The sequence below is a fragment of the Janthinobacterium sp. 35 genome, from assembly GCF_002754575.1.
GTDB classification, from domain to species: domain Bacteria; phylum Pseudomonadota; class Gammaproteobacteria; order Burkholderiales; family Burkholderiaceae_D; genus Janthinobacterium; species Janthinobacterium tructae.
In genome coordinates, this window is the sequence record NZ_PEFN01000001.1 from 4912441 (window position 1) to 4931867 (window position 19427).

Genomic DNA, 19427 nt, shown 5'->3' on the forward strand with positions numbered 1-19427 from the left:
TCCCTCTTAGAAACGCGCGCGCAGGGTCAATGCGGCCTTGCGCGGCTCGCCGTAGAAATTGCCCCACGCTGGCGCGCCCACCGTCTGGTAGTAGCGCTTGTCGAGCAAGTTCGTCACGGACAGTGCCGCCGTCCAGTTGCGGTCGATCTGGTAAGCGGCGCGCGCGCTCCACAAGGCATACGCGCCTTGCGCCACGGTCACGTCGCGCGTGACGCGCGAGCTTTCCGTCTGGAAGTTCACGCCGCCGCCCACGCTCCACTTTTGCAAGGCGCCGGGCAGGCGGTAGTCGCTCCACGCGCGCAGCATGTGGCGTGGCGAGTAGGTGCTGGCAAACATCACGCCCGCATTCGAGGTCTGCTCCAGGTACTTGAAATTGTTCAGGGTGTAGCCGGCGAACAGCTGCCAGCCCTGCGCCACTTCGCCGCTGATTTCCGCGTCGAGGCCTTCGCTGCGTACCTTGCCCGCCGAGAAATAGCACTCCGTGCCGCTGGTGCAGATATTGACCAGATCGGCCTCGGCGCGGTTGCGCTGCTCGATGCGGAACAGCGCCAGCGAGGTGTTCACCTTGCCGTCGAACAGTTCACCCTTGACGCCCACCTCCAGGTTGCGCCCCTTGAGCGGATCAAGCAGGGCGCCAGCGGCCGTGCGCTGGTTTTGTGGCTGGAAGATGTCGGAAACGCTGGCGTAGCCGGACCAGCGCTTGTCGAACGCGTAAATGACGCCGCCATACGGCGTGACGACGCCGTTTTCGCGGTACGGATCGATATACACCTCGCCCGTGTCGCGGTACACGCTGCTCGATTTGAAATTCGATACGCGCGCGCCCGCCACCACGGTGAGCGGGTCGCTGACGCTGAAGCGGGCCACGCCGTAGGCACCCGTCTGCGTCATGCTCGTCAGACTGTGGCCGCCGCCATATTGTTCTTTGCGTATCCAGGCATCGCTCGGTTCCGCCACGCCGTGATTCGGTTGCAGCGCGCTATTGGGCAGCTTCATCATGGCCAGGCTGTAATCGCTGTCGCTTTCCAGCCGGTTCGTGCTGACACCGGCGCTGAAGCCGTGGCGGCGGCCGAAGGCGTTGAATTTGCCATCGAGCGACAGATCGAGCCCCTTGTTGGTGGTGCCGTAGTCGAACACGCCCGCGTACATCATCATGCCGGCCATGGTAGCCGGGTTAAGCGCGCCCAGGTTGAACATGTATTTCACGTCGTGCTGTTCGCGCGTGTAATTGGCGCTGGCCTTGAGCGACCAGTCGGCATCGAAGCGGTGTTCGAATTCGGCGAAGGCGGCCGTCTGGCGGCTGTCCCAGCGGTTCCAGTCCGCGCCGAGGTAGGCCGAGCGGGGCAGTTTCGGGTCGCTGCCATCGCGGTAGCGGGGCATACCGGAGAAAAACGGCGTCGACTTCAGTTTTTCGTAGCTGGCGCCTGTCGTCAGCTTGCTGCCGGGCGCCAGGTCGAATTCCAGCACGCCATACAGCACGTCGGTACGGCTGTCGGCCACGTCATAAAAATAATCGCGCTGGTCATGCGCGGCCACGACGCGGCCGCGGATGCTGCCTGCCTCGTTCAGGGGGCCGGTGACGTCGACTTCGCCGCGCACGTCGTTCCAGCGGCCGGCGCTGAGCGCCAGCTGCACCTGTTTTTCCGCCAGCGGGCGCTTGCGCACCATGTTGATGGCGGCGCCCGGCGAACCCGTGCCCTGCAGCAGGCCTGTGGCGCCGCGCACGATTTCCACGCGATCGAGCATGGCCGTATTGCTGGTAAAGCTGTTCGCCTGCGGATAAAACATGGCCCGGTTGACGCCGTCGAACTGGTACGTGTCGACCATGAAGCCGCGCGAATACACATAGCGCCCGCCCATGGGGCTGTCGTACATGGTGATGCCGGTGGTGTTGGCCAGCACGGCGTCGATGGTATTGAGGTTCTGGTCGTCCATCTTCTGGCGCGTGACGACGCTGACGGACTGGGGAATTTCGCGCAGGGTTTGCACGCCCTTGCCGACGGTGACGGCGCGCGCCGCGTACGAGTTGCTGTGTTCACTGACGGGGTCGCGCTCCATGCTGGCGCTGACCGTCACAGGCGCCATGGTCTTTTCCACGCCGGCCGCCGAGGCGGACGTTGGCGCCGCCTGGCGCAGCACATACGCGCCGTTCGGCAGTTGCACGGCTTCCAGGCCGCTGCCGGCCAGTACCTGGGCAAAGCCCTGGCTGACGTTGACGCTGCCACGCACGCCGGGCGAGCGCAGGCCGCGCGTCTGCGCGGGATCGGTCGACAGGCTGACGCCGGCGGCGACGGCAAAGTCGTTCAGGGCCGTGGCCAGCGGGCCGGCCGCAATGGCGTAGGCTTGCGGTGCCGCCGCGGCAGCCTGGCCTTGCGCCAGCGCGGGCGCGGCGACAAAGGCGGCGGGGGCGGCGCACGCCATGGCGAGGACGGCCAGGCGGATGGCGCGCGCGGCGGGATGGAGGACGGGGGTGGTCAGCTGCATGCTCGGTCTTTCTGTTCAGGGTATGGTCAATGGAGGATGAATCGGCTACTTATCTATCAAGCCGAAGCAGCGCAGCGAAACACCAACCCCTGGCGCAAAAAAACTGAAAATAATTATGTGGCGCGGGCCGCCACCGTGGCCCAGTAGCGCGTGAAGTACGTCACTTGCAGCCCGTGCGAGGCGCACAGGCTTTCCAGCACGGCGTCGATATCGTCGAGGCGGTAGGTGCCCGTGACGGGGCGCCGCGCCACTGCGGCATCGCAGGCGAGACGCCCGCGCCGGTAGCGCGCCAGTTCCCGCACCAGCTGTTGCAGGGGCCAGTCGGCGGCTACCAGCATGCCGCGCAGCCAGCTGTCCTGGTGCGCGGGCATGGCCAGCACAGCTGCCAGGCCCGTGTCGGAGAAACGCAGCTGCTGGCCCGCTTCCAGGCGCCGCACGGCGTCCGGGCGCGCCGCGCAGCGCACTTCCACCGCGTGTTCGAAGACGCTGACGGTGCTGCCATCGCCGTCGCAGCGCACGCCGAAGCGCGTGCCCAGCGCGCGGATCACGCCGTGCGGCGTATCGACCAGGAAGGGGCGGGCATCGGATGCCGTCGTGATCATGATTTCGCCATGGTGCAGGCGGATGCGGCGGCGCGCGGCGCTGTAGTCGATATCCACGGCGCTATCCGTATTGACCTCCATGCGCCCGCCATCGGCCAGGGTCACGTGGCGGCGCTGGCCCGGTACCGTGCGCAAGGATGCCGTCAGGGCTTGCCATGGACCCGATTGCAAGCCCGCCTGGCCCAGCACGATGCCGCCACCGGCCGCCACCAGCAAGGCGAGTATTTTGGCGGCGGCGCGCCGGCGCTGCTGTGCCGCCTGCAGGGCGGGAATCGCCAGCGCTGCCGGTATCGCGCCCAGTTGGCCGTCCATGCGCTGCAGCAGCTGCCAGGCCCGTTCATGCTCGGCGCTGGCGTCGCGCCATGCCTGCACGGCGGCCGGGTCGGCGCTGCCGCACTGGAGTTCCACATGCCAGTGGGCGGCGGCGGCCAGCACCTTGCGGCGGATGGGCGACGAAGCGGAGGCCGATGCGGTGAACATCAGGCGGCCGCCAGCAGCAGGCATTCCGTGTAGGCGCGCACCAGGTGTTTTTTCACGGTCGGCAGGGAGACGCCGAGGCGCCGGCTGATGTCCATGTAACTCAGTTCTTCGATTTGCGCCAGCAGGAAGATGGTCCGCGTGCGTGCCCCCAGGCGGTCGAGCAGGCGGTCGACGGCGAGCAGGGTTTCGATGATGATGGCATGCGTTTCGGCGCTGATCGATGCCGGCTCTGCCTGCTGCGCCAGCGCTTCCAGGTAGGCATATTCCAGCGCCTGGCGCCGGTAGCGGTCGATCAGCAGACCGCGCGCGATGGTCGCCAGGTAGCCGCGCGGTTCGCGCAGCGGTGCAGCGTCGCGCTTGCCCAGCAGGCGTAAAAACGTGTCCTGCGCCAGGTCGGCCGCCTCGGCGCGGTTGCCCAGCTTGCCGCGCAGCCAGCCATACAGCCAGCCGTGGTGTTCGCTGTACAGGGTGCTCAGGGGGATGGCATGGACGGGACTGACGGTACTCACTGCGTTCTCCAGGCAAGGGATGAGCTGGGCTGACGGAACGCGGGGTGCCGGCTGGCTGGGCTGTTTGAGAATGATACGCATTATCACATTGCCATGCTGCCGGCGTCAATTGGCGTCAGCCACCGAGGCGCCAGCGCTCTTGCCACTGTTGCAGATCCGCCCAGGCCGTCTGGAGTGCGCCAGCGGACCAGTGCAGCAGGCTGTCCAGCGCCAGCGTGGTGCGGCGCAGGTGGATGCCATCGAAAAACACGTGGTCGGCCACGACGGTGGCGGCCAGCCAGGCGGCGAGGATGACGATGATGTCGTGGCGGCCACTTTTCCACCAGCGCAGCGAGTGGCGGCGGAAAATCCACGGCACGCCCAGCGGATTGGGCCAGTCGGCCAGCAGATGCATGATGCCGCCGGCGGCAAAGCCGAACAGGGGCGGCGCCCACAGGTGGTGCGGCAATTGCAGATACGTGTAGACAAGCAGGGCGATCCAGGCCAGGCCCCAGTGCGTCCAGGTGCGGTGCGTGATCCACAGCCGGTGCGTGCGCGCCCACCAGGCCACTTCCAGCCAGTCCGGCGCCGTGCCGCCCAGTGCGCCCATCACAAAGGCGAGCATGCTCAGCACTTGGTAGGGGCCACCGGCGCCAGCGTGCGCGACCAGGGCCGCGGCGATCACGCCGGCAGCCCAACCGGTCGCATGATGCGCTTTGTTGGAAGCCATAGAAAATGTAAAACGCCATGCGGGCGTTGTGTGAAATACAGGGGGATATTAACTGGATGAATATACAGTATGCAAGGGCGTGGAGGGGTGCTATTTGCAGAATATCTGGTGAGAATTTGTTAAATTGTGTGTCGGCAGGGCCTGGACAGCGAACTCGACAAGTCATGCCGGGCGCTCAAGTGTGTTGTGCGACTGCCAATGCAATTGGCGCAGGGCGCGCTATGCTGAAAGCAGTCCTGTGTTTTGAAGAGGTGTCGCCATGAAAATCCCGCGCGAATTGCAGATACCCGCCATCGTGTTTACGCTGGAAGCGGTGTTTATTCTGGGCTTGTCGATGATTTTCCTGGTGCTCGTTCCCCGCTAGCGGGTAGCGAGGTGCCAGGAAACGTTGTCAGGCGGTCAGCGCGCTGCTATCGCACAGCGCCGCGCCTTCGGTGCGGATGATCCAGCATTCCGGATACGGTTCGCTGGCGAAGCGGTTGTGCCGCGCGAAGCCGCTGAGTTTATCCAGCGCAATGGCGGGGGCCAGCGCGGTTTCCTTGCCGCTGGCGTTGTCGAGGTGCCAGAAACCGCCGTTGCGGTGGAATAGCACGGGCAGGCAGCTGGCCTGCGGCGTGGCAAGGTGGCTGGCAGGCGTGGGCTGGGTGTCCGGCAGCAGCAGGTAAAAACATTCGGCGCGGGCGCCGTGGTCGATGCGGTGCAGGATCACGCCGTGCGCCAGGATGGCCGTGACGCTGAGCACGACGATGCCTTTGATGCTGGCAGACAATTCGATGCGCATGCCCAGCCGCAGGGCGACGGGCTTGTGCTTGCCGGGCCACGCGCCGTCGAGCAGCATGCCATAGCGCGATACATCCTCGATTTCAAAGCCTTGCTGGCCGCGCCGGATGATGGCATGGCGGCCCGACAGGCGGCGCGTCAAGCCATTGTTATCCTGGCCGTCGGGACTGAAATGGCTGAGCAGCACATCGGCTTCCGGGTCCACCAGTTCGAAGCGGCCCAGCATGCATTCTTCCAGCGCGAACAGGCGGATCTGGCGTTGCTCGCCCGCTTCCGGCGCCGCGTTGACGAGGCAGGCAGCCTGGCTCGGGTGCGGATGGCAGTGGCTGGCGGCGGGCAGGTCGACTTCGATCAACTCCTCGTCCCAGGCGATGGTGGTAAAACCCATGTCGATCTTGCCTTGCGGCGCAGATAAATCCACGTGGGCGATGCCGGCATTGCGCGCCGTCACGTCGAGGTTGCAGCCGTCGCCGCCCGTCACGCGGGCGATCGAGGCGTCGTCCGCCATCACGCGCACATTCTTGTGCGTGCTGAGGAAGATCTGGTGGATTTCCGTCAGCGTGGCGTCGCGGCGCGGCACCAGGATGACGAAGGTACACACCCATTTTTGCGCCACGGCGCCATCGACATGGCTGTGCACTTCCACTTCGATCTGGTATTGCCCGTGTTCCTTGTTGCGCGAGGAAAACTCGACAAACACGGGACGCCAGTCGCCGCGCGTGGTGCGCACGAAATCATGCTGCACTTGGCCACGCGGGATCAGATCCGAGCGCAGGCGCAAGGTCAGCTGCGGCGCGCAGGCGGCGCTCATGCCGCGCAATTCCATTTTTAATGTTTGCCGTCCGCCCGCCGCACGGGGATCGAAGCCGCTGATGTGCAGGTGGGCTTGCACCGGCTGGTAGGCGGGCGGCACCGTTGCCGGCGCAACGGGCGCTGGCGTGCATGCCGGGGCGGCCGACGGTGAGGAGCGGCTTACCGTTTGAGTGGCCGCATCGCGAATCACAGCATCGCGAATATCGGAATCATGCGCAGGGGCGTGCGAAAGCGCCGTTGCCGATGGTTCGGAACGGGCGCTGCGCAGTGCGGTCAACAGGTCGTAGCTGCTGGGAGCAGTCGTCGCTTGCGGGTGGTTGCCCGCACAGACTGTATCCCCAGGCAAGACCCAGAACGTACAGTGCGGGTGCTCCGGGTTGCTGCATTTTTTCATGACATTCTGACTCGAATCGAGCGGGGACATTTGGCCCTCTGGTCTAGATGAGAGCTTACGCGCTTTTGCGCCTGCTTGGCAACTTTCGCGGCCTCGGAATGCGCACTTTTTGCCCAAATTCATGTCCCTGGTCACACCCCTTCATATGTGTCATGGAAACTATTGCTCAAAAACACACATTATGTCTTTCTGGATATGTTATTTTGATATTGCATGGGGTCGCTTCCGATCAATGCGCGTGCGCGCCGGCCGGGCATTTTTACGCCCGCGATGCGAGCCAGGGGTATTTTGCCTTATGCTGGCCGTTCGCCCAATGCTTGAATCGAGAGACGATCATGCCCGCCCAACGCCCGCTCCAGCTTGTTGTTGCCTATGCCGCCACCTTGTGCGTCTTCCTGGCCATCGACGCCCTGTGGCTGGCGGTGCTGATGAAGCCCGTGTACGCGGCGGCGCTGGGGCCGCTGCTGGCGGAGTCCCCGCGCTGGGCGCCGGCCGTGTTGTTTTATCTGCTGTACGTGGCGGGGCTGCTGGTGTTTGCCATCTTGCCCGGACTGCGCGCGCGCCGCGGGCGCACGGCGGCGGCGCTGGGCGCGCTGCTTGGACTGCTTGCCTATGGCACCTATGATTTGAGCAACTATGCCACCTTGCGCGACTGGCCGCTGGGCCTGACGGCGATCGACATGGCCTGGGGCGCCGTGCTGTCGGCCGTGTCGGCGACGGCCGGTTATCTGGCGGCTAGCCGACTGGGGCGCTGAACGCCGCCTCGAAGCGCAGCGCCAGCAAGGTAATGTTGTCGCTATGTAAACCTGTTGGCGGATCGGAGAGGAAGTCGTCGAACAGGGCGCTGACGGCCTGGGCAGCACTCTTGCCGGCACACAAGGCGGGCCAGCGTGCCGTGAGCGCCAGCGGATCGTCACAGGCCCAGAAGCCGTCGCTGGCCAGCAGATAGTGGGCGCCGGGGCGCACGCGCAGCACGCGGCGGTCGCCCAGATGCGCCAGGAAGGGCGGCAAGGTGGATGCATCGAGGCCGCGCAGGGGCTTGTCGAGCTGCAAGCTGTCACTCAGGGCGTTGCCTAAAATAAATGCCTGCGAGATTTGCGGATGGTGCTCGCCGTGCACGGTGGCGCGCCAGCGCGTCTCATCGAGCGCGCCGCGCATGGCGTACACGGTGGCCGGCACGTGGTCGACGGTGAGGATGCTGGCCACGCCATCGGCAAGTTCATACAGGCGCGAATCGCCCACGTGATACAGCAGCGGCGCTTCGCCGGGCGGCACTTCCAGCAAGGTCAGCGTGGTGCCCGGCGGTCGCGCCTGGGCCGGCGTGCTCCTGGCAAAACCGTCCTGCAAGCGCGTATGCAGAGCGTCGAGCCTGGTTGCCAGGCTGGCCGGGTCGAGGCAGGCGGGCATGGCCAGCAAGCCTTGCACGGCCGCTTCCGCCGCCTCGCGCCCCTGGCCGTGGCCGCCCATGCCGTCGAGCACGGCTGCGCGCACATGGCCGCGCGGCCAGCCTGGCACCTGGCAATGGAATGGCGCCTGCCGCGACAGGCAGACGGCGTGGCCGCTGGCATCGATCAGCAGGAAGTTGTCCTGGTTTTCGCGCCGCGGCAGGGGGCCGGCGCCCACGCTGCTGCCGGCGGCGGCATCGAGCCAGGGGCCGAAGTCAAGCGCGTCTTTGATTAAATGCATCGGTTGAACGGTCCACGCGGCCAGCAATGTTGATCATAGGATACAGCTTAGCCGAAATTGTGCAGGGGCGATACCTTGCTTATCTAACAAAAAAACCTGCGACAGCAGGCTGGCGCAGGTTTTTTATGGTGCAGGGCGGCGCTTAACGGCGATGGCCCCAGCCGTGACCGTGACCGCGGTCATGGTAGTCGCGGCGGCCATGGTCGCGGTAGTAGCCGCGGCCCGGTTGCACGTAGACGACAGCCGGTGGGCCGTAGTAGCGTGGTGGCGGCGCGTAATACACGGGCTGTGGTGCCGGCGCGTAGTACACCGGTTGCGGCGCAGGCGCGTAATAGGTTTCGCGGTAGCCGCCGCGATAGCCGCCACGGTCATAATGGCGGTCATTCGTGCTGATGCTGTTACCGACGGCGGCGCCAAGCACGCCACCGACGATCGCGCCATTGCGCCCGCCGGTGCTGTTGCCAATGGCCGCTCCGACAACGGCGCCTGCAACGGTATTGAAGTCGCGGTCACCGGCGACTGCGGCCGAAGACACAGCCACTGCCGCTACCATTACCGCACCCAGGAGTTTCTTGTTCAACATGGCATTTCCTTCCATTCCGGCGAGATCACAATGATCTGCATGGACTGGACTATAGCTGCTGTCACCAGCTTGTTCCACGTCTAATACAACTTCTTACATTCCTGCCCCGACGGTAACAAGTCAGCGCAGGCACGCCTGCCATTCGGGCCGCAGCAGGCTGTACATTTTGACATCGCGCATCACGCCATTGATAAAAAACGCCTGGCGCATCAAGCCTTCCTCGGTAAAGCCGTTCTTTTGCGCGATGCGCTCGGAGCCGATGTTCAGCGGGTCCATCAGCAGCTCCAGCCGGTGATACGCATAAGCGTTGAACAGGTAATCGACCACCAGGCGCGTCGCTTCGCTGATGTAGCCGCGCCCGTCCCGCTGCCGGTCGAACAGGCGGTAGCCGATCTCGCGCGAGGCTGGCGTGCGGCTCTTGAAGTGCGTGATCGTGCCGATGATGTGCTGGGCCTTGTCTTCGATGAGGAACAATTCGCTGTCCTCGGTGACAAAGCCCGATTGCAGGAAGTCGCGCCGCATGGCCTCGGGCGACTTGAATTGCATCGAGAAAAACTCGCCGCGCGAGGGCAGGTCGTTGACGAGGGAAATATAGGCATTCAGGTCGGCGGCCTGCAAATGCCGGACGTTACAGAGTGTTCCCTTGAGCATGGCGGTATCCGGTAGCGATCACGGTCTTGATGGTAATCGACTCCGGGGGGAGAGGCAATCGATGCCGTAAAAGTTGCTGCAATGACAGAACAAATACGCTATCGTAGAAAGCCGCGCCTTGCCCCTGGCCACGGCGTACCCGCTTCGACCTCGTTGACTGGAATTGACATTACATGCCTACCATCCTGACTGGCGCGCCACTGCGCCGTTCCGCTTTATTCATCGCCCTTGGCTGCATCGTCAGCGCCGGCGCCTTTGCCTCCGCGCCAGGCAATGCGCCGCAAGCGCTGGCGCAGGTACGCGACACGGCGCTGCACAGCGACTGGGCGTATGCGCGCCTGGCCGACATGACGGATCTGATCGGCCCGCGCCTGTCCGGTTCCGCCGGCGCGGCCGCCGCCGTGCAGCAGGTGGCCGAGACCATGCGCCAGCTGGGCGCCACCGTCACCTTGCAGCCCGTGAAAGTGCCGCACTGGGTGCGCGGCGTGGAAACGGCGGACATCGTCGACTATGCGGGCCGTCCGCAGGGCGTATCGCAGCGCGTGGTACTCACCGCCCTGGGCGGTTCGGGCGCCACGCCGGCCGCCGGCCTGACGGCGCCCCTCATCATCGTCAAAAGCTTCGAGGAACTCAAGGCGCGCGCGGCGCAAGTGAAGGGCGCCATCGTGCTGATCGACACGCCGTTCGACCAGGAGATGGCCGAGCGGGGTCTGGCCGGCGTCACCTACGGCCAGGGTTCGCGCTTCCGTTTCAATGGACCGAAGGCGGCGGCCGACCTGGGTGCGGCCGCCGCGCTGGTACGTTCGGTGGGCGGCGCGAACTTCCGCATCCCGCATGCGGGCGCCACGGGCCTCGATGACAACAAACGCATTCCCGCCGCCGCCGTCACGGTGGAAGACGCCTTGCTGATCGGCCGCCTGGCCGCACGCGGCCCGATGACAATGCACCTGACCCTGACGCCACAAAACCTGCCCGAGGCGGACAGCTACAACGTCATCGCCGACTGGCCGGGCACGGACAAGGCCGACGAAGTGGTGGTGGTCTCGGGCCACCTCGATTCCTGGGACCTGGCGACGGGCGCGCACGACGACGGCGCCGGCGTGGTGGCGGCCATGGGCGTGGTGGAAACCCTGAAAAAGCTCGACTACCGTCCGCGCCGCACCATCCGCGTGATCGCCTGGATGAACGAGGAAAATGGCGGGCGTGGCGGCCAGGCCTATTTCGAGGCCCACAAGCAGGCGCTCGGCAAACAATATGCTGCCATCGAGATGGACAGCGGCGCCGGCCGTCCGTTCGGCATCAAGGCCAGCGTGGGGCCGAAGGCGGAAAAACTGTTTGCACCGTTGCTGGCCGCCCTGCAACCGATGGGCGCGCACGCGTTCACGCGCCGCGACGCGCTCGGTACGGGCGACTTGCACCGCCTGGAAACGGGCGGCGTGCCCAGCTTCGAGCCGCTGGTCGACAGCCACAGCTACTTCCACTACCACCACACACCGGCCGACACCCTGGACAAGGTCGACCCGGATAACCTGAAGCGCAACGTGGCGCTGATGGCGTCGCTGGCCTGGTTCCTGGCCAATCTCGACGGCGAGATCGGCCGCGCGCCGGAGCAGGGCGAGTAAGCGCCTATGTCGCTACCCGACCTGAACCTGTTGATCACCCTCGATGCGCTGCTGGCCGAAGGCAGCGTCACGCGCGCGGCGCGGCGCTTGCGCCTGAGTCCATCGGCCATGAGCCGCGCCCTGGCGCGCCTGCGCGAGACGACCGGCGATCCGCTGCTGGTGCGTGCCGGCCGTGAACTGGTGCCCACGCCGCGCGCGCTGGAATTGCGCGAACGGGTGGGGCAGCTGGTGGGCGAGGTGCTGGCCGTACTGGGTCCGGCGCAGCAGCTCGATCCGCGCCAGTTGGCGCAGACATTCACGCTGCGTGCGAGCGACGGTTTCGTGGAAAATTTCGGCCCGGCGCTGCTCGCGCATATCGGCGCGCAAGCGCCTGGCGTGCGTCTGCGCTTTGTGCAAAAGCCGGACCGCGAAAGCGTGCAGCTGCGCGAAGGCAGCATCGACCTGGAAACGGGCGTGATCGGCAGTCTCACCAGCCCGGAAGTGCGCACGCGCAGGCTGTTTGGCGACCGTTTTGTGGGCGTGGTGCGCAACGGCCATGCGCTGGCGCAAGGCGACATCAGCGCCGAGCGTTATGCGGCCGGCCAGCACGTGCTGGTGGCGCGGCGCGACCAGGATACGGGACCGATGGACGACGCCCTGGCCGCCCTGGGATTGCAGCGCACGATCGCCAGCATCGTCGGCGGCTTTACGGCGGCGCTGGCGCTGGCCGCCGGCTCCGACCTGATCGCCACCGTGCCGGAACGGCATACGGGCAATCTGCGCGCCGGCATGTTCAGTTTTGCGCTGCCGCTAGGCATGCCCGACCTGACCGTGTCGCTGATGTGGCATCCGCGCATGGATGCCGACCCTGCCCACCGCTGGCTGCGCGGCTGCGTGGTCGACGCCTGCGCGGCCCGGATCAACGCCGGCTGATGCCACCGGCAGCGGCCTGCTGCGCGGGCCCGTCGAAGCCGCCTGCCATGGCCGTGTAGCCACGGGCCGTGGCGATGGCCACGTCGCGGTGGGCCGTCACCAGCTGCTCTTGCGTGGCCAGCGCGATGCGTTCCGCTTCCAGCACGCCGAGCAGGCTTTCCGCGCCTTCCTGGTAGCGCACCCTGGCCAGGCGCGCGCTGTCCTGCGCCAGCTGGTGCGCTTCGCGCAGTTCCGCATGGCGGCTGCGCAGCTGCACCCATTGCGCGATGGCGCTGTCGGTTTCTTCCAGTGCCAGCGCCAGCGCCTTGTCGAAGCCGGCCTGCGCGGCCAGCACGTCGGCGCCTGCCGCGCGGGCGCGGGCGCGGCGCGTGCCGCCATCGAACAGCGGCAGGGTAAAGGCGGCGCCCGCATGCCAGCGCGCCGCGTCGCCGCCATGCCAGTCGCCCGCCACGCCCGAGGCGCCGAACAGCGCGGCCAGGCTGATGCGCGGGAAGCGCTCGGCGATGGCCGCGCCTTCGCGCGCGCTGGCCGCCGCCAGTGCGCGTTCGGCCGCGCGTACGTCGGGCCGGCGCAGCAGCAGGTGGGCCGGTTCATCCGTCAGCAGGGTCTGCGGCAGCGCCAGCGGCATCGGCTGGTCGAGCGCCGCCAGTTCCGGCGCATCGAGGCGCTGCCCCGTGAGGGTCGCCAGGCGGTTGCGCGCCGCGCGCTCATCAAAGTTCAGGCTGGGCAGGCGGGCGCTGGCCAGGCGCATCTGCGCCTCGGCGCGCATGCGTTCGGCCGGCGCCGCACGGCCCGCGTTCTCGCGCTCGCGCACCAGCCGCAAGGTGCCGGACTGGTTCGACAGCTGCTCCTGCAGGCTGGCGCGCATCTGCTGCGCGCCGCGCAGCACCAGATAGGCATCGACCACCTGCGCCAGGATCAGGCGCCGCACGTCGTCGCGCACGGCGGCGCGTTCGTCCGCCGTGGCCTCGGCAGCGGCGATGCTGTGGTGCACCCGACCGAACAGGTCGAGTTCCCAGCTGAAGACGGCGTTCCACTGTACCGGCGAGGCGATGTGCGGCTGGCCGTCGCGGCTCCCGATCGCCGCCAGACGCGCGCGCCCGGCCTGGGCGTCGAGGTCCGCCGCTGGCAGGCGCGCGCCGCGCGCCGCTTGCGCGTATTCGCTGGCGCTGGCCAGGCGCGCGGCGGCGATGCGCACGTCGTCATTGTCTTGCCAGGCGCGTTGCACTAATTGATCGAGCCTGGCGTCGCCCAGTGCTTGCCACCACAGCGCCGGCGGGGCGCCGGCCTGCAGCTCCGGTGCGCCGGCGGCCGAGGGCAGGAGCGGCAGCTGCGCAGTATCGAGCGCCCGCGTCGCCGTGGGCGTGCCGACGCTGCAGCCGGCCAGGGCCAGCAGCGCCGCCGCCAGCAAAGGCGCCGCGCGGCGCCGGCTCAGCAAGGTGAAAAACAACGGTGTAAACAACAGGCCGGACACGGTCACGCCCAACATGCCGGCGAAGACGGCCGTGCCCATCGACTGGCGCATTTCCGCGCCAGGGCCGGAAGACAGCATCAGCGGTATCGCGCCCAGCAAAAAGGCCAGTGAGGTCATCAGGATGGGCCGCAGGCGCGTGCGGGCGGCGGCGATGGCCGCCTCGCGCGCATCGGCGCCGGCCGCCATCGCCTGGCGCGCGAATTCAACGATCAGGATGGCATTCTTGGCCGCCAGGCCGATCAGCACCACGATGCTGATCTGCGTCAGCACGTTGTTGTCCAGGCCGCGCCACGACACGCCGATCAGCGTGGCCAGCACGCAGCTGGGCACGATCAGCACGACGGACAGGGGCAGCAGCCAGCTTTCAAACAGGGCTGCCAGCAGCAGATACACGAGCAGCACGGCCAGGCCCAGCACCATGCCGGTGCTGCCGCCCGCGTGTTTTTCCTGCAGCGCCAGTTCCGTCCACTCGTAGTCGAAGCCGGCCGGCAGGCGCGCCTTCAGCAGTTCTTCCAGCGCGGCGATGGTTTGCCCCGTCGAGTAGCCAGGCTTGGTGCTGCCCTGGATTTCGGCCGCGGGATACAGGTTGTAGCGCGGCACGCGGAACGGCGCCGTGCCTTCGCTGAAGGTGGCCACGCTGCCCAGCGGGACCATGTCGCCGTTGACGGCGCGCGTCTTCAGGGCTGCCAGATCCGCCACGCTGCGCCGGTAGGGCGCGTCCGCCTGGGCGGTGACGCGCCAGACCCGGCCCATCAGGTTCATGTCGTTGACGAACACGGGCGCCATGTAGCTTTGCAGGGTCTCGTTCAGGCGCAGCAGCGGCACGCCCAGGTATTCGGCCTTGGTGCGGTCCAGCTCGACCTTGATCTGCGGACTCATGGCGTTGAACGGCGTGAAAGCGCCCGTTACCGAGGGCAGCCTGGATGCTTCCTCGGCGATGCCGCGCGCGGCCGCCTGCAAGGCTTGCGGTCCCAGGCCGCCCGTGTCGCGCAGCATCAGCTTGAAGCCGCCGCCCGTGCCGATGCCGCGCACGGAAGGCGGCGGGATCACCATCACGCGCGCCGCGCTGATGGGCGCCAGCTTGCCGCGCAGGGCGCCCAGCATGGCCGGCCCGTCCAGGCCATCGCTGGCGCGCGCGCCGAAGTCCTTGAACATGGTGAAGATGACAGCCGTGTTGGGGGCCGACGTGAACGTGGCGCCGTCGGTGCCGACGAAGGCGGCCGTGTGAGCCACGCCGGGATGGCTCATCAGGCGTGCCGTGGCATCCTGCACCACTTCGCTGGTGCGCGCCAGGGTCGAGCCGGCCGGCAGCTGGATCGAGACGATGGCGTAGCCGCGGTCCAGTTGCGGCACGAAACCGCGCGGCGTCGCGTCCAGGCGCCACAGGGTCAGGCCCGCCAGCACGAGGTACACGGGCAGCATCAGCCAGCGCCGCGAGAGGATGCGTCCCGTCAGCCGCACGTAGCCGGCCGTCAGGCGGGAAAAGCCGCGGTTGAAAATGCGCATCCAGCGCGCCCCCAGGCTGTTGGCATCGTGCTGCGGCTTGAGCAGCAGCGCGGCCAGGGCCGGCGACAGCGTCAGCGAGACCAGTGCCGAGATCACGGTAGAGGCGGCGATGGTGACGGCGAACTGGCGGTAGAACATGCCGGAGATGCCGTCGATGAAGGCCGTCGGCACGAAGACCGCCACCAGCACCAGCGCGATGGCGACCAGGGCGAAGCCCACTTCATCCATGCTGCGCTGCGCCGCAGCGACGGGACTCATGCCGTCCTCCATGTGCCGCTCGACGTTTTCCACCACCACGATGGCGTCATCAACGACGATGCCGATCGCCAGCACCAGGCCGAACAGCGACAGCGTATTGAGGGTATAGCCCATCGCGGCCAGCACGCTGAAGGTGCCGACGAGGGACACGGGAATGGCCAGGATGGGAATGATGGCGGCGCGCCACGAGCCGAGGAACAGCAGCATGGCCAGGCACACCAGCAAGGCCGCCTCGAAGATGGTGTCGCGCACCTTGTCGATCGAGGAGCGGATGAATTCGGTCGGATTGTAATAGCTGTGGTAGGCGACGTCCTGCGGGAAGTCGGCTTGCATTTTGGCCAGCAGGTCCAGCACGCGGTCGCCCGTGGCCAGCGCGTTCGAGCCGGGCAGCAGGCTGATGCTCAGCGCGATGGCCGTGCGGTTGTCGACAAAGCCGCTTTCCGTGTAATCCTGCGCGCCCATCTCGACGCGCGCCACGTCGCGCAGGCGCACCACGCCGCCGCCGGCATGGGCGGCCACGACGATGGCTTCGAATTCGCCCACGTCGCGCAGGCGGCTTTGCGCCTGCACCTGCACCTGGAAGGCGCCGTCGCTGCCGCCGGGCGGCTGGTTCAATACGCCGGCGGCGACCTGAGAATTGGCTTGCCGCACCGCCGCGATCACTTCCTGCGCCGTCAATCCCAGCGAGGCCACGCGCGCCGGGTCGAGCCAGATGCGCATCGAGAAGTCGCGCGCGCCGCGCGTGTAGATGTCGCCCACGCCTTCGACGCGGGCCAGCTTGTCCTTGATGGCCGTGCCGATGAAGTTGGAAATGTACTGCTGGTCGCGCGTGCCTTTGGGCGAATCGAACAGCACCACCATCAGCTGGTCGGGCGATGCCTTCTTGACGGCCAGCCCCAGCCGGCGCACGGCTTCGGGCAGGCGCGCCTCGGCCACCGCCACGCGGTTCTGCACCAGCGACTGCGCCTGTTCGACGTTGGTGCCCGCCTTGAACACCACGCTGACGGTCAGCTTGCCGTCGCCCACCGACTGCGAGGACAGGTAGAGCATGCCGTCGACGCCGTTGATTTCCTGTTCGATCGGCGCGGCGACGGTATCGGCGATTTCCTGCGCCGAGGCGCCAGGATAGTTGGCCTTCACGGTCACCGTGGGCGGCACGATCTCGGGAAACTCCGAGATCGGCAGGCGCATGGCCGACACCGCGCCCACCAGGGTGATGAGGATGGACAGCACGATGGCAAACACGGGACGGCGGATGAAAAATTGGGAGAAACGCATGCTCTCTCCTTATGCGCCGTTGGCGCGCGGAGCGGCCACCAGCACCTGGTCGCCCGGTCGCACCTTGGCCGCGCCGGAGACGATGACCCTGTCCTGCGGCGTGAGGCCGGACAGCACGATCTGCTTGTCGCCCTGCAGGCCGCCCAGTTCCAGTTTGCGCGGCGCTACCTTGCCCGCCGCGTCCACGACGAATACCATTTTTTTGTTCTGGTCGCTGAGGATGGCGGCGTCGGGCACCAGCAGGCGCTGCTGCGCCGCGCCGACGGGAATGCGCACGCGCGCAAAGCTGCCCGGCATGATGGCGCGGTCGGCGTTGGCCAGGCTGGCGCGCAGGCGCACGGTGCCCGAACGGGCGCTGATTTCGTTGTCGACAAAGTCCACGCTGGCGTCCTGCGCGGGGCCGCCGCCGTCGAGCGCCAGTTGCACCTTGGACGGCAGCCTGCTGTGCTGGCGCAGGCGCTGGAAATCCGCTTCCGACAGGTCGACCATGGCGCGCACGGGACTGTGCGCGACGATGGTGGTCAGCACGCCGCCCTGCGCCGCGCCGCCGGCCACATAGTTGCCGACATCGACGCGGCGGTCCGACACGGTGCCGGCGATGGGAGCGCGCATGGTGGTGAAGGACAGTTCCAGCTCGGCGCTGCGCAATTCCGCCTGGCTCAGCATGACGGCCGCCTGCGCGCCTTCCAGTTCGCCGCGCGCCCGTTCCAGCTCCTCGGTGCTGGCCGCGCCCGTTTGCTGCAGCCGGCTGCTGCGCTCGAACTGGGCCGTGGCCAGCTTGCTGCGCGCATGGGCCTGGGCCAGGCTGGCCCGGGCGCGGTCGCACGCCGCCGCGAAGGGGCGCGGGTCGATGACGAACAGCGCATCGCCGGCCTTGACCTGCTGGCCATCGCGAAAGGCGATCTGCTGCAAATAGCCCGACACGCGTGAGCGCACTTCCACGCGCTGCGACGGTTCGATGCGGCCCGTGTAGTCGAGGCTCGCTTGCACCATCGACGATTCGGGCAGCGCCACGGACACGGTGGGCTTGGGCGGCGGGCCGCCAGGCGCGGCCTGGGAACGGCCGCAGCCAGATAAAGGGGCGCTGCAGGCCAGGGCCAGCAGCAGTAACAGCGGGACGGGCAGGGACGGGATCGGACGGTGGCGCATCATGCGGGGTCTCCGGAAGGCGTAGGGGGCTTGGCCAGGGCGCGGCCGAGCGCGAAAATGGCCAGCGCGGCGAGTATCAGCGCGCTGGCGACGGCAAAGGTGGCGTGCATGCCGCCGATCATGGCGGCTGGCTGGGCGCCGGTGATATCGCCGGCGCTGACAACGAAGACGGCACCCATCACGGAGGCGCCCGTGACGAGGCCCAGATTGCGCGACAGATTGAGCATGCCCGAGATGACGCCGCGCTGGTCGGCAACGATATCGCCCATCACGGCCGTATTGTTGGCCGCCTGGAACAGCGCGTAGCTGGCCGTCAGCAGCGTGATCGGTGCGACGTAGCCGGGGATGCCCAGGCTGGCGGGCAGCAGGGCCAGCGCCAGGCAGGCGCCGGCCGCACCGCACAGGCCCGCGCCGCCCATGCGCTGCGCGCCGTAGCGGTCCACCAGCCAGCCGGACGGCACGCCGCAGAACGCGGCCACCAGCGGCCCGGCCGCCAGCACCATGCCGGTGACGGCCGTGCCCAGGCCCAGGCCGCGCGCCAGGTAGAAGGGGCCGACCACCAGGGTGGACATCATCACCGTCGAGACCAGCATGCTGGTCGCCAGGCCGGCGCTGAGCACGGGCGCGCGCAGCATGGCCAGGCGTATCAGCGGCGCCGGCGCCTTCAGTTCGACCCGGACGAACACGATGGAGCACACGCAGGCGGCCAGCAGCAGCGCCACGTTGCGCGTGCCGAAATGGCCGCGGCCCAGGGTCATGGCCAGCGCATAGGCGCCCAGGGTCAGGGCCAGCAGCACGGTGCCGCAGTGGTCGAACACGGGACGCTTGGCGTGCGCGCCGCGCTGGTCGGCCGGCAGATAGCGCCAGGCCAGCAGCAGCGCCACGCCGGCCAGCGGCACGTTGACGAGGAAAATGGCTTGCCAGCCGAAGTGCGCGATCAGCAGGCCGCCCAGCGCGGGGCCGAGCGTGGTGCCGACCGCCGACATGGTGCCGAGCAGGCCCATGGCGCTGCCCGTCCTGGCCTTGGGCACGGTGCTGCCGACAAAGGCCATGGTCAGCGCCATCATGACGGAAGCGCCCAGGCCCTGCACGGCGCGGGCGGCAACCAGCAGCCACAAGGTGGGCGCCAGCGCGCACAGGATGGAGGCAAGGGCAAACAGCGCGATACCGGCCAGCAGCAGGCGGCGCCGGCCGAGCAGGTCGCCGAGCCGCCCCACGCTGACGATCAGCGCGGTGATGGCCAGCAGATACGCCAGCACGATCCATTGCACATCCTGGAACGGTGCGTGCAGGGCCCTGGCCATGTCGGGCAAGCCCACGTTGGCGATGCTGGTACCCAGCGCGGGCAGCAGCATCGCCAGGGACAGGCTGGCAAGCGCGCCGCGCACGGGTGTGGTGACGCTACCGGCTTCGGTGGCTTGCTGCTCGGGTGGAGCGGGTTTTGACGGTGCTTGCATGGCGTGGTGGATCCTCGAATAGGGTCACCACATGGTACTGAGGGATCTGGCATGGCGGAAGACGCATCATCTGCATTGTG

General features: G+C 67.5%; 14 protein-coding genes. 3 read left to right on the top strand and 11 right to left on the bottom strand.

What is annotated here, in order from left to right:
- Positions 1-6: 6 nt before the first annotated feature.
- The 5 genes from CLU93_RS21955 to CLU93_RS21975 all read right to left on the bottom strand — a co-directional run bounded on the left by CLU93_RS21955 (position 7) and on the right by CLU93_RS21975 (position 6771).
- On the bottom strand, positions 7-2484 hold the full coding sequence (locus tag CLU93_RS21955; protein ID WP_099763293.1) for a TonB-dependent siderophore receptor: 2478 nt from the start codon (positions 2482-2484) through the stop codon (positions 7-9).
- A gap of 113 nt (positions 2485-2597) precedes the next feature.
- Positions 2598-3566: a FecR domain-containing protein gene (locus CLU93_RS21960; protein WP_180287908.1), complete on the bottom strand. Its 969-nt coding sequence runs from the start codon at positions 3564-3566 to the stop codon at positions 2598-2600.
- The gene (locus tag CLU93_RS21965) at positions 3566-4075 is read right to left on the bottom strand and encodes a sigma-70 family RNA polymerase sigma factor (protein WP_257225050.1); all 510 of its coding nucleotides are present in this window, start codon (positions 4073-4075) and stop codon (positions 3566-3568) included. The genes CLU93_RS21960 and CLU93_RS21965 overlap by 1 nt, the downstream gene beginning before the upstream one ends.
- A gap of 115 nt (positions 4076-4190) precedes the next feature.
- Entirely contained in the window at positions 4191-4784 is a 594-nt protein-coding gene (locus tag CLU93_RS21970; protein ID WP_099763296.1) for a metal-dependent hydrolase, read from the bottom strand.
- A gap of 391 nt (positions 4785-5175) precedes the next feature.
- Positions 5176-6771: an FHA domain-containing protein gene (locus CLU93_RS21975; RefSeq protein WP_257225051.1), complete on the bottom strand. Its 1596-nt coding sequence runs from the start codon at positions 6769-6771 to the stop codon at positions 5176-5178.
- 335 nt (positions 6772-7106) lie between these two features.
- On the opposite strand from CLU93_RS21975, the gene CLU93_RS21980 reads away from it, so the two are divergent.
- Positions 7107-7526: a DUF2177 family protein gene (locus tag CLU93_RS21980; protein WP_099763297.1), complete on the top strand. Its 420-nt coding sequence runs from the start codon at positions 7107-7109 to the stop codon at positions 7524-7526.
- On the opposite strand, the gene CLU93_RS21985 is transcribed toward CLU93_RS21980, so the two are convergent.
- From CLU93_RS21985 to CLU93_RS21995, 3 genes are all read right to left on the bottom strand, one after another.
- Positions 7507-8457: a PP2C family protein-serine/threonine phosphatase gene (locus CLU93_RS21985; protein WP_099763298.1), complete on the bottom strand. Its 951-nt coding sequence runs from the start codon at positions 8455-8457 to the stop codon at positions 7507-7509. The two genes, CLU93_RS21980 and CLU93_RS21985, sit on opposite strands and share 20 nt — an antisense overlap.
- 142 nt (positions 8458-8599) lie before the next feature.
- Complete coding sequence (locus CLU93_RS21990; RefSeq protein WP_099763299.1) at positions 8600-9040, bottom strand: glycine zipper 2TM domain-containing protein; 441 nt, start codon at positions 9038-9040, stop codon at positions 8600-8602.
- Positions 9041-9160: 120 nt separating this feature from the next.
- On the bottom strand, positions 9161-9691 hold the full coding sequence (locus tag CLU93_RS21995) for a GNAT family N-acetyltransferase (RefSeq protein ID WP_099763300.1): 531 nt from the start codon (positions 9689-9691) through the stop codon (positions 9161-9163).
- A 173-nt stretch (positions 9692-9864) separates the two neighbouring features.
- On the opposite strand from CLU93_RS21995, the gene CLU93_RS22000 reads away from it, so the two are divergent.
- On the top strand, positions 9865-11313 hold the full coding sequence (locus CLU93_RS22000; RefSeq protein ID WP_099763301.1) for a M20/M25/M40 family metallo-hydrolase: 1449 nt from the start codon (positions 9865-9867) through the stop codon (positions 11311-11313).
- Between the two features lie 6 nt (positions 11314-11319).
- Positions 11320-12225, top strand: coding sequence for a LysR family transcriptional regulator (locus tag CLU93_RS22005; RefSeq protein ID WP_099763302.1), 906 nt, complete (start codon positions 11320-11322; stop codon positions 12223-12225).
- Here the strand turns inward: CLU93_RS22005 and CLU93_RS22010 are convergent.
- From CLU93_RS22010 to CLU93_RS22020, 3 genes are read right to left on the bottom strand one after another with little or no spacing between them, the layout of a single operon-like run.
- Positions 12212-16741 (bottom strand): efflux RND transporter permease subunit, encoded by a 4530-nt coding sequence (locus CLU93_RS22010; RefSeq protein WP_099763303.1) that lies wholly within the window; start codon positions 16739-16741, stop codon positions 12212-12214. The two genes, CLU93_RS22005 and CLU93_RS22010, sit on opposite strands and share 14 nt — an antisense overlap.
- Before the next feature lie 9 nt (positions 16742-16750).
- Positions 16751-17893 carry an efflux RND transporter periplasmic adaptor subunit gene (locus tag CLU93_RS22015; protein ID WP_099763304.1) on the bottom strand — a complete coding sequence of 381 codons (1143 nt, stop codon included), beginning with the start codon at positions 17891-17893 and terminating at the stop codon, positions 16751-16753.
- The gene (locus CLU93_RS22020; RefSeq protein ID WP_143451781.1) at positions 17890-19347 is read right to left on the bottom strand and encodes an MFS transporter; all 1458 of its coding nucleotides are present in this window, start codon (positions 19345-19347) and stop codon (positions 17890-17892) included. The genes CLU93_RS22015 and CLU93_RS22020 overlap by 4 nt, the downstream gene beginning before the upstream one ends.
- Positions 19348-19427 lie beyond the last annotated feature (80 nt).

What these genes read in the sequence shown, in the direction of transcription:
- CLU93_RS21995 (WP_099763300.1), bottom strand. Translation starts at nt 9,691, where the DNA reads ATGCTCAAGGGAACACTCTGTAACGTCCGGCATTTGCAGGCCGCCGAC.
- CLU93_RS21960 (WP_180287908.1), bottom strand. Translation starts at nt 3,566, where the DNA reads ATGTTCACCGCATCGGCCTCCGCTTCGTCGCCCATCCGCCGCAAGGTG.
- CLU93_RS22000 (WP_099763301.1), top strand. Translation starts at nt 9,865, where the DNA reads ATGCCTACCATCCTGACTGGCGCGCCACTGCGCCGTTCCGCTTTATTC.
- CLU93_RS21980 (WP_099763297.1), top strand. Translation starts at nt 7,107, where the DNA reads ATGCCCGCCCAACGCCCGCTCCAGCTTGTTGTTGCCTATGCCGCCACC.
- CLU93_RS21985 (WP_099763298.1), bottom strand. Translation starts at nt 8,457, where the DNA reads ATGCATTTAATCAAAGACGCGCTTGACTTCGGCCCCTGGCTCGATGCC.
- CLU93_RS21990 (WP_099763299.1), bottom strand. Translation starts at nt 9,040, where the DNA reads ATGTTGAACAAGAAACTCCTGGGTGCGGTAATGGTAGCGGCAGTGGCT.
- CLU93_RS22015 (WP_099763304.1), bottom strand. Translation starts at nt 17,893, where the DNA reads ATGATGCGCCACCGTCCGATCCCGTCCCTGCCCGTCCCGCTGTTACTG.
- CLU93_RS21955 (WP_099763293.1), bottom strand. Translation starts at nt 2,484, where the DNA reads ATGCAGCTGACCACCCCCGTCCTCCATCCCGCCGCGCGCGCCATCCGC.
- CLU93_RS21970 (WP_099763296.1), bottom strand. Translation starts at nt 4,784, where the DNA reads ATGGCTTCCAACAAAGCGCATCATGCGACCGGTTGGGCTGCCGGCGTG.
- CLU93_RS22010 (WP_099763303.1), bottom strand. Translation starts at nt 16,741, where the DNA reads ATGCGTTTCTCCCAATTTTTCATCCGCCGTCCCGTGTTTGCCATCGTG.
- CLU93_RS22020 (WP_143451781.1), bottom strand. Translation starts at nt 19,347, where the DNA reads ATGCAAGCACCGTCAAAACCCGCTCCACCCGAGCAGCAAGCCACCGAA.
- CLU93_RS21975 (WP_257225051.1), bottom strand. Translation starts at nt 6,771, where the DNA reads ATGAAAAAATGCAGCAACCCGGAGCACCCGCACTGTACGTTCTGGGTC.
- CLU93_RS22005 (WP_099763302.1), top strand. Translation starts at nt 11,320, where the DNA reads ATGTCGCTACCCGACCTGAACCTGTTGATCACCCTCGATGCGCTGCTG.